This is a genomic window from Actinomyces sp. oral taxon 448 str. F0400 (genome assembly GCF_000220835.1).
In the GTDB taxonomy this organism is placed as follows: Bacteria; Actinomycetota; Actinomycetes; order Actinomycetales; family Actinomycetaceae; genus Actinomyces.
The window spans coordinates 823,650-838,348 of record NZ_GL985606.1 but is presented as its reverse complement, the minus strand read 5'-3'; the positions used below and the strand labels follow the sequence as shown (position 1 = coordinate 838,348).

The 14,699-nt window shown below is 72.1% G+C and carries 10 protein-coding genes; 3 read left to right on the top strand and 7 right to left on the bottom strand.

Annotation, left to right across the window (positions count from 1 at the left end; genetic code table 11):
- The first annotated feature begins 9 nt into the window (after window positions 1–9).
- The 3 genes from HMPREF9062_RS03600 to HMPREF9062_RS03590 are packed head-to-tail and all read left to right on the top strand — an operon-like array spanning window position 10 to window position 4,472.
- Entirely contained in the window at window positions 10–1,350 is a 1,341-nt protein-coding gene (locus HMPREF9062_RS03600; RefSeq protein WP_009748673.1) for an MFS transporter, read from the top strand.
- Window positions 1,316–3,715 (top strand): FtsX-like permease family protein, encoded by a 2,400-nt coding sequence (locus HMPREF9062_RS03595; RefSeq protein WP_009748672.1) that lies wholly within the window; start codon window positions 1,316–1,318, stop codon window positions 3,713–3,715. The genes HMPREF9062_RS03600 and HMPREF9062_RS03595 overlap by 35 nt, the downstream gene beginning before the upstream one ends.
- A gap of 4 nt (window positions 3,716–3,719) precedes the next feature.
- A complete protein-coding gene (locus HMPREF9062_RS03590) occupies window positions 3,720–4,472 on the top strand; it encodes an ABC transporter ATP-binding protein (protein WP_009748671.1) in 753 nt (250 codons plus the stop codon).
- 49 nt (window positions 4,473–4,521) lie between these two features.
- Here the strand turns inward: HMPREF9062_RS03590 and purM are convergent, their stop codons facing one another.
- The 7 genes from purM to HMPREF9062_RS03555 all read right to left on the bottom strand — a co-directional run bounded on the left by purM (window position 4,522) and on the right by HMPREF9062_RS03555 (window position 14,694).
- The gene (gene purM / locus HMPREF9062_RS03585; RefSeq protein ID WP_009748670.1) at window positions 4,522–5,691 is read right to left on the bottom strand and encodes a phosphoribosylformylglycinamidine cyclo-ligase; all 1,170 of its coding nucleotides are present in this window, start codon (window positions 5,689–5,691) and stop codon (window positions 4,522–4,524) included.
- On the bottom strand, window positions 5,688–7,436 hold the full coding sequence (purF, locus tag HMPREF9062_RS03580; protein WP_009748669.1) for an amidophosphoribosyltransferase: 1,749 nt from the start codon (window positions 7,434–7,436) through the stop codon (window positions 5,688–5,690). The genes purM and purF overlap by 4 nt, the downstream gene beginning before the upstream one ends.
- A 203-nt stretch (window positions 7,437–7,639) precedes the next feature.
- Window positions 7,640–9,754: a PTS fructose transporter subunit IIABC gene (locus tag HMPREF9062_RS03575; protein WP_009748668.1), complete on the bottom strand. Its 2,115-nt coding sequence runs from the start codon at window positions 9,752–9,754 to the stop codon at window positions 7,640–7,642.
- A 141-nt stretch (window positions 9,755–9,895) separates the two neighbouring features.
- Window positions 9,896–10,906, bottom strand: a complete 1,011-nt coding sequence (locus HMPREF9062_RS03570) for a 1-phosphofructokinase family hexose kinase (protein WP_009748667.1) — start codon at window positions 10,904–10,906, stop codon at window positions 9,896–9,898.
- Entirely contained in the window at window positions 10,903–11,673 is a 771-nt protein-coding gene (locus HMPREF9062_RS03565; protein WP_009748666.1) for a DeoR/GlpR family DNA-binding transcription regulator, read from the bottom strand. The genes HMPREF9062_RS03570 and HMPREF9062_RS03565 overlap by 4 nt, the downstream gene beginning before the upstream one ends.
- A gap of 177 nt (window positions 11,674–11,850) precedes the next feature.
- Window positions 11,851–12,219: a sterol carrier family protein gene (locus tag HMPREF9062_RS03560; protein ID WP_034254648.1), complete on the bottom strand. Its 369-nt coding sequence runs from the start codon at window positions 12,217–12,219 to the stop codon at window positions 11,851–11,853.
- Window positions 12,220–12,300: 81 nt separating this feature from the next.
- A complete protein-coding gene (locus HMPREF9062_RS03555; RefSeq protein WP_009748664.1) occupies window positions 12,301–14,694 on the bottom strand; it encodes a bifunctional metallophosphatase/5'-nucleotidase in 2,394 nt (797 codons plus the stop codon).
- Window positions 14,695–14,699: the final 5 nt, after the last annotated feature.

The following is a 14,699-nucleotide window of genomic DNA, read 5'->3' as shown; positions in this document are numbered from 1 at the left end:
GGAGTACTCGTGCGCCTGCTCTCCGTTCTCGTTCTCGGCTCTTTCGTCAGCTCCCTCGGCTCGGGCATGACCGCCTTCGCGCTGGGAGTCTGGGCCTTCACCGCCTTCGGCACCGCCTCATCGGTCGCGCTGCTCCAACTGGGCGCCTTCGCCCCCATCGTCCTACTCAGCCCCGCCGCAGGTGTTCTGGCGGACCGGTACGACCGGCGCATCATGATGGTGCTGGGAGACGGCGGATCGGCCCTCGGCCTGCTCATCGTGCTCGCAGCCGTCACCCATCCGGCCCCCTCCCTGGCCCTCGTGCTGACGGGGGTGACGTTCTCATCCTGCCTGGCCTGCCTCACCGAGCCGGCGCTGCGCGCCAGCGTCAACGAACTCGTCGACGCCGAGCACTACGCCCGCGCCTCGTCCCTGCTCCAACTGGCCTCGGCCTCCAAATTCCTCCTGTCCCCCGTTCTGGCCGGGGCCCTTCTGCCTCACGGCGGAGTGACGGCGGTGCTGTGGGTCGACGTGTCCACCTTCGCCGTCACTGTCACCTGCACGCTCGTCGTCCGCATGGCGACCAGCGGGCGAGCACCGCGCCCGACCGGGGACGGGGCGATGAGATCGCTGCGCCGCACCGTAGCGCTCCTGCACGAAGAGCCCGCGGTGCGCACCGTCATCATCCTGACCTCGCTGCTGACCGTTGTCCTCGGCGTCCTCCAGGTGCTCTTCACGCCCATGCTCCTGCCGCGTTTCGCGGTCGGACAGGTCGGAACCGCCCAGTCCGTGGCCGCATGCGGTCTGCTCGTCGGCGCGGCGATCGTCGGGGGACTGGGCCGCGTCGCGCCCTGGATGATGCTCAGCGCCGGCCTGACCCTGGTCGGCGCCGGGATGGTCGGCCTCCCCCTGAGCGATTCCCCGCCCGCGCTCACGGCCTGCGCCTTCCTGGTCTTCGCGGCGCTGGCCTGCTGCAACACGGGCGCCGAGATCGTCGTGCGCACCCGCATCGCCGACGACCACCAGGGCCGCGCCTGGGGCCTGATCTCGCTGGTGACCCAGACCGGCTATCTCCTGGCGTACGCCTTCGCGGGCCCGCTGGCCGACCGCGTCTTCGAACCGCTCCTGCTCCCCGACGGCGCCCTCGCCGACGGTCTCGGCCGCCTGACGGGCACCGGCGCGGGCCACGGCACCGCGCTGCTGGTCGGGCTATGCGGGCTGGGCGCCCTCACTCTCATCCCGCTGGCCCTCTCACCCCGCCTGCGCCGAGTCCCCGCACCGGGCAGAGCCGACCGCGAGGCGCAGGTCCCCGCACCACAGGAGGAGGTGAACGCCGATGTCACGGCTGCTCCTGCGGCTCGGGCGCGCTGAACTGCGCCGCTCCCGCACCGTGACGACCACGCTCGTCATCCTCATCACGATCTGCGCGGCGCTGTCGGCCGCGGGATCGGCCCTCATCGCCCGCACCATGGACGCCACCGAGTCCCTGTGGAAGCAGGCAAACCCGCCCGATGTCGTCCAGATCCACTCCGAACGATCCGGCTCCGACTCGAGCTGCGACGCGGACTGCCGAGCGGACCTGGAGAGCCGGGTCGACGCCTGGGCGGCCGACGAGCCGGCCGTCGCCGACCACATGGTGATGGCGACCCTGCCCGTGCCGGGCTCCCAGCTGTGGATCGACGGCGTCAGCCAGGCCGACTCCGTCCTGGAGCCGGCACTGGTCACCTCACCCGAGCACTTCGACCTGCTCGTCGACCCCTCGGGGCGGCGCGTCGACCCGGCGCCCGGGGAGATCTGGCTGCCCGTGTACTACCAGGCTCAGGGAACGGCAGCGGTGGGGGACCCGGTGCGCGTGAGAGCCGGCGACGTCGAGCTCGACCTGACGGTGGCGGGCTTCGTCCGCGACGCGCAGATGAATTCCTCTTTGACGACGTCCAAGCGGCTGGTGGTCTCCGCAGCCGACTACGAAGCCGTCTCCCCTTATCTGGAGGCCGAGGACTACATCGAGTTGCTGGGCGCCGACGGCGTGACGAACACGGAGCTCAAGGCCGCCTACACCGCCTCGGGCCTGCCCGCCGACGGCATCATGGTCGACTCCACGGTCTTCCGCCTCCTGAACGGCGTGAGCACGTTCGTGCTGGCCGCGGCGGTGCTGCTCGTCGCCGGCGTACTCGCCGTCGTCGTGCTCCTGGCTCTGCGCTTCGCCCTTCTGGCCGCCCTCGAAGAGGACCTCGGACAGATCGGGGCGCTCAAGGCGATCGGGGCGCCCACCGCCTCGATCCGGTGGCTCTATCTCGTCACGTACGCGGCACTGGCGATCATGGGGGCGACGGCCGGCCTGGCGGCCTGCCTCCCCCTGACGAACGTGCTCCAGCGCCCCGTCCTGCTCTACCTGGGCAGCCCGGACGGAGTCGGCCCCCTGGTCCTGGCCCCCGTCGGGGGAGCGCTGCTGAGCGTGCTCGTCGTCATGGGCTCCTGCTGGTTCATGCTGGCGCGAATCGACCGGATCAGCGTCGTCGAGGCCCTGCGCGCGGCCGCTGGGGCCCCGGTCCCCCGACGTCGTCGAGTCCTGCCGGGTCGAACGCGATCCCCGCGCCGGCGGGGCCCGCGGACCCGGCCCGCACTGACGTCCTCGCGCCTGAGCGCTCCCGCACGTCTGGGACTGAACGCAGCCGGGCAGCGCAGCAGCATCCTGCTGGCGGCGGTGGTCGGGCTGTGCGTGGTGGCGGCGGTGGTGCCCGCGAGCATCCTGGCCACGGTTCAGGACGCGCGCTTCGTCACCTACCTGGGAGTCGGTCAGGCCGACGTGCGCGTCGACGTGCGCGATGGAATGACCACCACTGCGGATGTCGAGGCCGCCGTGAGCGCACGCACCGACATCGGCAGCAGCGTCGTCCTCGCCTCGGATCGCTACGAGCTGGGCAAGGACGACGGCGAGTGGGACACGGTGGTCATCGAATCCGGCGACCACGAGGTCTTCCCCCTCAGCTACGATCGCGGCTCCGCACCGACGACCGACCAGCAGATCGCACTGTCAGTGGGGGAATCCACCCAGCTGGGGGTCGACGTCGGCGACGAGGTGACGATCAGGGACGAGGGCCAGGAGCTGAGCCTCACCGTCAGCGGCGTCTACCAGGACATCACCAACGGCGGCAAGACCGCCAAGACCCGGCTGGAGCTCTCGCAGAGCCCGATGTGGCAGGTCGTCTACCTCGACGTAGCCGACGACGCCGACCCCGCAGCGGTCGCCGACTCCCTGTCAGCCGTACTGCCCGGCGCCAAGGTCACTCTCATGACCGAGTACGCCGCCGAGACGATGGGGGCTCTCGCCGGGCAGCTGCGCACGGCGGCGGTGGTCGCCGTCGCCTCCGGGTGCCTCCTGGTCCTGGTCATCACGACGATGAACCTGTCCCTGATCATCACCCGTGAGCGCGGCATGCTCGCCTCCCTGCGGGCCATCGGGGCGAGTCGGGCGCAACTGGCCCGCATCTACCTCGTGCGCTTCGGAGTCGTCGCCGCGGCGGGCGCCGTGCTGGGGGCCGTGGCGGCCCAGCTGTGCGGGCAGGGCGGCCTGCGTCTGATCCTGGGCACCTTCGGGGCGCCCGGTGTGCGGCTGCTGCCCGACCCGCTGGTGAGCTGGGTGGGAATCCCGCTCGCCGTCCTCGCCTGCGCGCTGGCCGCCATCGGATTCGGCCTGCGCGCCCTGAGCCGTATCCACCTCACCGAACAGGAGTGACATCATGCTCACCGCCACCGGCGTCATCAAGGACTACCCGGGCGCGCCCCGGGTGCTCGCCGGCATCGACCTGACGGTCCCCGACGGCCAGTTCCTGGCGATCATGGGCCCTTCGGGCTCGGGAAAATCGACCCTTCTGCACGTGCTGTCCGGCATGGAGCCTCCCACCGCCGGCACGGTCGAGCTCGACGGCGAGGAGCTGACCGCCCTGCCGGACAAGAAACTGGCGGCGCTGCGGCTGCGGCGTCTGGGGTTCGTCTTCCAGCAGCCGCGTCTGCTGGCGAGTCTGTCGCTGCGGGACAACGTCTCCCTGCCGGGACTGCTGGCGCGGGCCGAATCCCGCGGGGTGATCGCCCGGCGCACCGACGAGCTGCTGGAGACGATGGAGGTCGCCGGGGTCGCCGACCACCTGCCGTCGCGGGTCTCCGGCGGCCAGCTCCAGCGCGCCTCGATCTGCCGGGCACTGGTCAACGGGGCCCGCACCGTCATGGGCGATGAGCCCACCGGAGCGCTCAACCGGGCCGCGGCCGAACAGGTGCTGGGACTGCTCGGGAGGGTGCACCGCCAGGGGCGCAGCCTCGTCATCGTCACTCACGACGCGCAGGTGGCGGCGCGCGCCGATCGAGTCCTGGCCCTGGTCGATGGCGTCGTCGTCACCGACCTGGAGCTGGGCGAGTGCCCGCAGGACTACGGCGAGGAGGCGCGCGCTGAACGCGTCGGCGCGGTCGCCGAGGCCATGGCGCAGCTGGGGGTGTGAGCGGGGCGGCGGACGGCCCCGCGCCACTCGTGCGGTGCCCGAACGGCGGTCAAGCTGTGCGGTACTGGCCGAAGACGTCGACGGTTCCGCCGTCCGCGCCCTTGGTGCCGGACACGAGGCGGCCCTGCGGCTCGTACTCCTCGGCCCTGTGGACGCCCCCGAGCACCCACGCGGGTATACCCGAGCCCTCGGCCACGTGCAGGACGGCGTCGGCGGACTCGGGCGAGACGACGGCGACCATGCCCACCCCGAGGTTGAGGGCGGCCTCCAGGTCGTCCCACGAAACGGGGCCCAGACGACGCACGAGGTCGAAGACCGGCGGGACGACCCATCCGGAGCGGTCGACGTCGGCGATCAACCCGGCCGGCAGGACCCTCGCGAGGTTGGCCGCCAGCCCGCCGCCGGTGACGTGGGACAGCGCGTGGACCGGGGAGGGCGCCGCCTCCGAGCCGAGCGCCCCGATCATGGCCAAGCAGGTCTTGGCATACAGGCGAGTCGGTTCGAGCAGCTCCTCGCCCAGGGTGCGTCCGAGCTCGGGCACCTGCCGCTCCAGTTCCCAGCCGGCGCGGGAGACGACGCGCCGCACGAGGGAGTAGCCGTTGGAGTGCAGGCCCGAGGAGGCCATGGCGACCAGGACGTCTCCGGCGAGCACGCGGTCGGAGCCGAGCACGCGGTCGGCCTCGACGACCCCGGTGGCCGCGCCGGCGACGTCGTACTCGTCCTCGCCCATGAGGCCGGGATGCTCGGCTGTCTCCCCGCCCAGCAGCGGCGTGCCGACGGCGACGCAGGCGGTGGCCACGCCGCGCACGACGTCGGCGACGCGCTCGGGCACGACGCGTCCGCAGGCGATGTAGTCGGTCATGAGCAGAGGCCGGGCGCCGACCACGACGACGTCGTCGACGACCATGCCGACCAGGTCCTGACCGATGGTGTCGTGAATGCCCAGGGCTCGGGCGACGACGACCTTGGTGCCCACGCCGTCGGTGGAGGCGGCCAGCAGCGGACGGCGGTACTCGCGCAGCCCGGAGACATCGACCAGGCCGGCGAATCCGCCGACGCCGCCGACCACGGACGGTGTCATGGAGGCGGCGATGGAGGTCTTCATGAGCTCGACGGCGCGATCACCGGCGGCGGTGTCGACCCCCGAGGAGGCGTAGGTGATCCCGGCGCCGGGGGTGATGGCGCCGGCGGCGTCGGGGTCGGTGGCGTGAGTACTCATCTGTTGTTCCCTTCAGAGGAGTCGGTTGCAGCGGGGGCGACCCCCGCAGACGCGGTCCGGGCGACGGAGCGGGGACTGCCCGCAGCCAGGTCGGGGCGGGTGATCGCCTCCGCGGCCCCGGGCGCGAGAGCGCGGGCGTCGGCGCAACGACGGCGGACGCCGGGAGCGCGGGAGACGGGCAGGGTTTCCGGCGCCGCGTCCTCGACGGGCGGCGCCATGGGGTAGTCGCCGGTGAAGCAGGCGGTGCACAGCTCGCCGCGCGGCTGACCGCAGGCCTCGACCATGCCGTCCACGGACAGGTAGCCCAGGGAGTCCGCGCCGATGGACCGGCGGATCTCCTCCACACTCATGCCGGTGGCGATCAGCTCGGCGCGGGTGGCGAAATCGATGCCGTAGAAGCAGGGCCACAGCACCGGCGGGGAGGAAATGCGGATGTGGACCTCGGCGGCGCCCGCCTCCCGCAGCATGCGCACCAGAGCCCGCTGAGTGTTGCCGCGCACGATGGAGTCGTCGACGACGACGAGCCTCCTGCCCTCGATGACCTCGCGCACGGGGTTGAGCTTGAGCCGGATGCCCAGCTGACGCAGCGTCTGGGTGGGCTGGATGAAGGTGCGGCCCACGTAGGCGTTCTTGACCAGGCCCTGCCCGTAGGGGATGCCGGAGGCCTGTGCGTAGCCGATGGCGGCGGGGGTGCCCGACTCGGGGGTGGCGATGACCAGGTCCGCTTCGACCGGGTGCTCGCGGGCCAGGGCGGCCCCCATGGCGTTGCGCGAGGCGATGACGGAGCGTCCGGCGATCTTGGTGTCGGGGCGGGCGAGGTAGACGTATTCGAAGACGCAGCCCGAGCGGCGCTGGCGGGCGAAGCGGGTCGAGCGCACGCCGTCGGCGTCGATCTCGAGCATCTCTGCGGGCTCGACCTCGCGCACGACGGTGGCGCCGACAATGTCGAGGGCGGCGGTCTCCGAGGCGATGACCCAGCCGTGCTCCAGGCGCCCCAGGACGAGGGGGCGCACGCCGTGGGGGTCGCGGGCCGCGTAGAGGGTGCGCTCGTCCATGAAGACCAGGGAGAAGGCACCGCGCAGCATGGGCAGGACCCGGCGGGCGGCCTGGGAGACGGTCAGGGGGGCGGGCCGGAGGGCCTCGGCCGCAGGGACGTCGAGGTAGAGGTCGGAGTCGACGTCGTGGGAACCGCCCCAGCCCGAGATGCGGCCGCGCTCGCAGACGAGATTCATGAGCGCGGCGATCACGGCCGTGTCCGTCGAGGAGCCGCGGCCGAGCTCACCGGTCAGGTCCTCGCCGCTGGTGGCCCGCACGGCGGCCATGAGCTCACGGGTGTTGGTGAGGTTGCCGTTGTGGGTCAGGGCCAGGGTGGAGCCGGCGACCGGCCCGAGCATGGGCTGGGCGTTCTCCCAGGTGGTGGCGCCGGTGGTGGCGTAGCGGACGTGCCCGACGGCGAGGTGCCCGGCCAACGAGGTCAGACAGCGGTCGTCGAAGACCTGGGAGACCAGGCCGAGGTCCTTGTAGACCAGGATGTTGGAGCCGTCGGTGGTGGCGATGCCGGCGGCCTCCTGGCCACGGTGCTGGAGGGCGTAGAGCCCGAAGTAGGTCAGCCGGGAGACCTCCTCGCCGGGCGCCCACACACCGAAGACGCCGCACTCCTCGGCGACGGCGGGCTCCAGCTCGGCCCGGCGGTCGGTCGAGTCGGGGACCGGACTGGTGGTCTGGGTGGTGGCACCGGAACTCACCGGTCCAGTCTGTCACCCTCGCGCGGACAGGTCAGGCGCACATCCCGCTGCGGCCGATCGCGATACGGCGCAGTTCGCCACAATCGCCGAGTCCCAGCGGCGCCCGGCAGCGCGCGGGCGACACGGAGCGTCGCCCGGGTGGGAGGATCGATCCTCCCACCCGGGCGTCGAGCAGTTCCCGTGCGGTGCACGAGCGGGCGGCGTCAGGCGGCGGCGACCGCCTCGGAAGCGGGCGTCCTGCTCACGGCCATCCGCTTGAGCCCCACGACGCCGGCGCAGGCCACGACCATGCCCACCAGAATGGAGACGACGAACCACAGGAAGTTGTCCATGGCGAAGAACACGAAGATGCCTCCGTGCGGAGCCTTGGACCCGGCGTGCAGGGCCATGGACATCGCCCCGGTCACCGCGCCGCCGACCATGCACGGCGGGATGATGCGCAGCGGGTCCGCGGCGGCGAAGGGGATGGCGCCCTCGGAGATGAAGGAGGCGCCCAGCAGCCATGCGGCTCGGCCGTTGTCGCGCTCGACGTCGGTGAACAGCTTCGGGCGGATCGTGGTGGCCAGCGCCAGGGCGAGCGGCGGGACCATGCCCGCGGCCATGACCGCGGCCATGACCTCGTACGAGGCGTTCGTGGCCTGATCCAGGCCCGCGGTGGCGAACAGGTAGGCGGCCTTGTTGACCGGTCCGCCCAGGTCGAAGCACATCATGAGACCGACGATGATCCCCAGGAACAGACCCGAGCCGTTGGTGGCCATGGAGTTCAGGGAATTGGTGAGCCAGCTCATGAGAGCGGCCAGCGGCTTACCCAGCAGCATGTACATGATGGAGCCGGTCACAAGGGTCGTCAGCAGCGGAATGATGACCACGGGCATGAGGCTGCGCAGCCAGCGCGGCGCGCTGAGACCGGCCAGCCAGGCCGCGAGGAAGCCGGAGAGGATACCTCCGATCAGGCCGCCGATGAAGCCCGAGTTCGTCGCGACGGCCACCATGCCCATGATGAAGCCGGGCGCGATGCCCGGACGTCCAGCCAGGCCGAAGGAGATGTAGCCGGCCAGCGCCGGGACGAGCAGATCCATGCCCGTGCGACCCAGCAGGAACAGCACGGCGCCGACGTAGGCCGCAAGCGGGGATCCGAACAGGGCGTGGTCGGCGGCGTAGTTCGCGTTGGACAGATCAGGCAGGTTCCACAGGCTGGTCGCGAGGATGTTCTTATCGGGGTCGGAATTGCCGACCACGATGTTCTTGGCGGTATCGGTGATGTCGTAGCCGCCGAACAGGAAGCCGAGAGCGATGAGCAGACCGCCCGCGGCGACGAAGGGGATCATGTAGGACACGCCGGTCATGACCGAGCGCTGAATGCGGCGGGCCCAGTGGACCTCCTCCGCGCCGGCCTCGGTCTCGTCCCCGCCGCCGGCGGGAACCTTGGGGGCCTTGGGGTCGGAGGCGGCGGCGAGAGCGCGATCGACGAGCGAGCCCGCGTCGTTGACGGCGGCCTTGACGCCGACGTCGATGACGGGTTTACCGGCGAAGCGGTCGCGATTCTTCACCGGCAGATCGTGAGCGAAGACGACGGCGTCGGCGCGTTCGATGAGATCGGGGTCGAGCCAGTCGATCCTGCCCGAGCCCTGCCCCTCGACGCGCACTGTGACGCCGCGCTCCCGGCCCGCCCGCTCCAGGGCCTCGGCGGCCATGAACGTGTGCGCGATACCGGTGGGGCACGAGGAGACGCCGACGATCACCTTCCCGCCCTCCGAAGGCTCGGGGGTCGTGCGCCCGGAGGCCGGCCCGGCAGTCGCCGACGCGGACTCGGACGGCCCGCCGCCCGTGGTATCGGGCTGGACCTGCTCGGTGACGATGCGGGCGATGTCCTCCGGAGTCGTGGCGGCGCGCAGGGTGTCGGTGAACTCGCTCTTCATCAGGCCACGGGCGAGCTTGGCCAGCAGCTTGAGGTGGACGTCGTCGGCGCCGGAGGGCGCTGCGATCATGAAGACCAGGTCCGCCAGGCCGCCGTCGGCCGCGCCGAAATCGACGGGCTGGGCCAGCCTGGCGAAACCGAGGGAGGGCGCCAGCACGTGGGGACTGCGGCAGTGCGGAATGGCGACGCCTCCGGGGATCCCGGTCGACGCGGTCTCCTCCCGGGCGATGGCGTCACCGGCCAGGCCCTCGGCTGTGTCGGCGCGTCCCGCGGAGGCGATGACCTGCGCCAGGTAGTCAATGACCGCCTTCTTGTCGTCCCCGGGAAGGGCGTCGAGTCGCACGAGCTCGGGGACGATCAGCGGTGTGGACGCCCCGGAGGGCGCTGCGGTTGGGGACATGATGCTTCCTCACTGTGTCCGATGAATAGTCCGATGAATAGTCCGATGGATGGGCGGCGCGGTCCGACGGTCGGAGGCCGCCGACCCGGCGCATGGCGGGCCGCGGTGAGCACGAGGCTCGTGCCGGGCGGACGCAGCGGTTCAGGCGAGCCGGGTGATGACGGCGGCCCGGGCGGGCAGGTCGCCGGGGGCGGGCAGGGTCGTACCGGGCAAGGACGCCGCCGCCGACCCGTAGGCCATGGCGCTCGCCAGACGACCCGCCGGTCCTTCGCCGCGCACGTCGGCCAGCACATAGCCGGCGACCGAGGAGTCGCCCGCCCCCACCGTGGAAACGACGGGAACGTCGGGCGCCGTGGCGTGCCAGCTGCCATCCCCGGTCGCCAGCACCGCCCCGGCGGGGCCGAGCGTGGCCAGGACGGCGCCGACACCGCGGTCGACCAGAACCCCGGCGGCGTCGATGACAGGCTCCAGCTCACCGCGACGAGCGCCCTCCTCCAGGGTCATGGCGCGCCCGGCGGGCAGCCCCACGAGTTGGCCGAGCTCCTCGCCGTTGGGCTTGATGAGGTCGGGGGCGACGTCCGGCAGGGCGGCGGCGAGCGCCGCCAGGGGCGCGTCCGAGGTGTCGACGGCGACCTGCAGGCCGGGCGCGGCCCCGCGCAGGACTCGCACGAGGTCGACGTACCAGTCGGTGGGGGCGCCCGGCGGCAGGGAGCCGGAGAGGACGGCCCAGCGCCGGGCCCCCGCGTCCTTGGACGGGCGCGCGGTCGCGGCGGCCTCGAGAAGCGCCGCCCTGACGGCATCGACCTCCTGATCCTCAAGCCCGGCGCCGGGCTCATTGAGTTTGGTGGTGGTCCCGTCGGGCTCGGTGACCGCGGTGTTGATGCGAGCGGGCGAGCTCACGGTCACGGCGCGCGTGCTCAGGCCGGGGACGGCCACCGCGTCCAGGGCGCGCAGAAGCGGGTCATGGACGGCGGCGGGCAGCACCGTGGTGACCGTCTCCCCCGCCGCGACGAGAACCCGGGCGACGTTGACCCCCTTGCCGCCGGGCTCGATGGTGACGGTGCTCAAGCGATTGACGCCGCCGCGCACGAGAGCGCCCGGCAGGGTGACGGTGCGGTCCAGGGACGGATTGGGGGTGAGGGTGACGATCATGGCGTGACGACCTCGGTTTCTGCAGTGGCGAGCAGGGATGCGATCGGGGCCGGCAGCGGCGAGTCGGTCACCAGGAGGTCGACGTCGTCGAGGTCGGCGAAGGAGATGAGGTGCTCCTGGCCGATCTTGGCGGCGTCGGTGAGCACGGCGACGTGTCCGGCGGCGTGGATCATGGAGCGCTTGACGGCGGCCTCGTCCGGGTCGGGCGTGGACAGCCCGTGCTCGGCGGTCAGGCCGTTGGTGCCCATGACGGCGACGTCGACGCGGATGGATGCGAGCGTCGCCAGAGCCTCGGGTCCGACGGCGGCCTGGGTGAGACCGCGGACCTGGCCCCCCAGAATGCGCACGGTCAGATCGTCTCGCCCGGCCAGGTGCGCTGCGGTGAGGACCGAATCGGTCAGGACCGTCAGGTCGAGCCCGCGAGGCAGGTGCCTGGCGAGAGCGCCGACGGTAGTGCCCGCGTCGAGCAGAAGGGTTGAGCCCCGGCGCAGGGGCAGACGGGGCAGCGCCGCCAGCGCGATGGCCCGCTTGGCGGCGGAGCCGACGAGCTCGCGTTCGGCGACGTCGGTCTCCGGCGTGGCGCGGACCGTGGCCGCAACGGCGCCGCCGTGCACTTTGCGCAGGGCGCCGCGGCGGTCGAGAGCGGTCAGGTCTCGTCGGACGGTCTCGACGGTGACCTCGAAGTCGACGGCGAGGTCGGAGACGGTGACGCGACCGTCTCGGGCGACGGCGTCGACGATCGCCTGCTGGCGCTCTTCGGCATTCATGCGCGTCCTCCTCGACCTCGCTCGACTCCGCTGTCCGTACGGGCACCGGAATGCCCGTACGGACATTACCGTACGCCCGATCGGGCATGGAGGGGAAGCGGCTCGCGGACCCGTCCGACGGATCGGTCGGCCGCGGCCGGTCGCGGCCCGGGCGGCCGACGAGGCGCAGACCGGGGATCAGACGCGCAGCAGGGGCAGGTACGCGGACAGGTCGCAGCGCTCCCCGGAGGCGTGCAGCGCACCGTCGTTCACGGCGTCGGCCCAGGCCAGTCGTCCGGTGACGAGCCGCAGCCAGGTGTCGGCATCGGTCTCGACCACCGACGGCGGAGTACCACGCCGGTGGACAGCGCCGGACACCGCCTGGGTGACGCCGTACGGCGGCACGCGCACCTCGACGGCGCGGCCGGGCGCGCAGGCGGTCAGCTCCTCCAGCGCGAATCGAACGGCGGTGGCCAGCGCCCGCCGCTCGAGCGCCGGTCCGCCGGCGGCCCACCGGCGGACCGCCCGAGCTCCTGCGGCGGGATCGATCCGACGTCTGGCTGGCACGAGGCGAGAGTACGCCATCGCGGTCCTGCGGACGGAGCGCGGCCGCCGGCAGGATGCGAAGAGCATGCGCAGCTCACCGCGTCAGTCGCCGGGGTCATCGAAGCGGTCATCGTCATCAAGGCCCCCGTCGGTCCTGCGGCGGCGGATGAGGAGGATGACGCCTCCGGCGACGAGTACCACGGCCAGGACGCCGACGCCGATCGACGCCCCGGTGCGGGCCAGATCCCGACCGCGATCCGGCCGGGCGTCCGTCGTCGGGGCGACAATGACGTCCTCCCCGCGCTCAGAGGCGATGGGGGCCGTGCTCGCACCGGCGGACGGGGCGGCTGCGGGGGCGTCCATGCCGGTCGTGCCGTCCGTGGTCAGCTCGTAGTCGTAGCTGTCGACCACGGTGCCCGCGGCGTCGAGTAGATCGATGGAGGCCAGGAAGCAGGTTCGAGGCCGGCCGCTGTCGGTGAACGTGCAGCTCCGGGTAGCGGCGTCCTGGCCGAAGACGACCTCCAGGGTCGCCCGGCCGGTCTCGGGCAGGTCCGCGACGGTGGCGGTGTCCACCGCGACCGGATCGGAGGTCACCGTGGCCCCGGCGGTGTTCTGGTAGGAGTAGCGCACCCGTGCGACGCCCCCGGGCTTCTCGGAGTCGTTGGAGTAGGTCAGCCCGGTCAGACGCAGAGTCACCGCGCGCGGGTTCGTCGTGGAGACCGTGTCGCCCAGACCGATCTGATGCTTGACGTAGGAGGCGCTCGCCGGCCGGTCCGCGAAACTGTTGAGGTAGTCGGCGGTCGCGTCGCGGTCGAGTGTGCCGGTGCTGATCGACGGAACCTGGGACAGAGCGGTGTAGCCGTCCCCGCCGGTGATGAGGAAGGAGTTGGAGGCCACGAGGACGGAATCGTCATCGGCCACGGCGGTGCCGTCGACGACGACCGAGCCGATGACCCGGCTGCGCGCGTCGGCGATGCGGTTCGCGGCTCCGTCCGCGGTGGTGGTGCCGGCCGAGATCTCGGCCTGAATGGCGTACAGCTCGTCGGCGGCGTCCTGGTCGATGAGGACCGAGACGTTGGAGGAGGTGCCCAGGGACAGGACGGAGCGGGCGGCGCCGGGCTGCCACTGCTGGGCGAGGACGGCTTTGAGCTGGGCGCCGGTGATGGTGGCGTAGCCCATCTCATTGCCGAAGGGCTGGACGGAGCGCGACTCTCCCTCGGTGACGATGCCGTCATCCGCCTCGCCCCCGGCGGCGTTCCTGGCGTAGAGGTAGTCGGCGCGCACGCCTCCGGCGTTCATCAGGCCGATGACGTGCTCGGCGTCGCCCCGGGGCACGTTCCCCGACGCCCAAGAGGCGAAGGAGTCGGCGATGAGGTTGGAGGCGGTGGACTCGGTGCCGCGGTTGGTCCCGGGCGTGGTGCCGTCGGACGAACCGCGCAGGAAGTCCGAGCCAATCGCGGCGGCCCTCTCATTGCCGACCTCGGCGGCCCTGGTGGAGGCGTTCGAGACGATCGACTCGACGCCGTAGGCATCGGTGGTGCAGTCAGAGGTCCTCAGATCCTTGTTGTCGGCGCTGACCACGGAGACGGCCCTGGTCGCGGGGTCGTAGGACAGCGAGAGCTCGGCGAGCCTCCAGCCGTAGTGGTCGGCCTGGAGGACGGCGATGTCCTGCCCGTCGGTCGACTTCACGACGGCCGACCCGCCGTCGGCCGGATAGGGCACGTGGGTGTGCCCGCCCAGGACGGCATCGACGTCGCCGGTCAAATGGGGGGCCAGCTCGGCGGCATCGGCATGGGCGAGTACGACGACGACGTCGGCGGCCCCGGAGTTCTTGAGTGCGGCGGCTTTGGCGTTGGCGGTGGCGGCGGCCGGTGCGAGGGTCAGCGCGTTCGCCGTCGCCGGGGCGAGGAGCGTGGGCAGCTCGTCGGTCATGATGCCGACGAAGCCGATCTTGACTCCGTCGACCTCCTTGACGAAGGCGCCGCCGCCGTCGCCCTCGGCGTCCAGAGGGGCCGAGCCGGTGACGTTGGCCGACAGGTACGGAAAGTCCGCGGCGGGCAGAATGCGGCCCGTGAAATCGTCCAGGCCGCCGTCGAACTCGTGGTTGCCCACGGCGGAGACGTCGGTGCCCACGGCGTTGAGAACGTCCAGGGTGGGCTGGTCATCGAGCAGGGCCGAGGTGAAGGCGGAGGCGCCGACGTTGTCCCCCGAGGAGACGAGAAGGGAATTCGGGTCCGACTGACGCGCTCTGGAGACCTCGCAGGCCAGGGTCACGGCGCCGGGGTCGGTGACGGCCCCGGTGCCGGGGTCGGTCGTCGTCTCTATATGGCCGTGCAGATCGGTGATGCCGAGAACATTGATGGTTCTCGTGCCGTCCTCGGTTCCGACCGCAGCCGCGGCGGGGGTGGCGGGAGCGAGGGCAGGGACAGGGACGAACGCACCGAAGGCCAGGGCCGCGAGCGCGGCGACCGCCTTCACGCCGGGACGGAGTCGCATGGGTG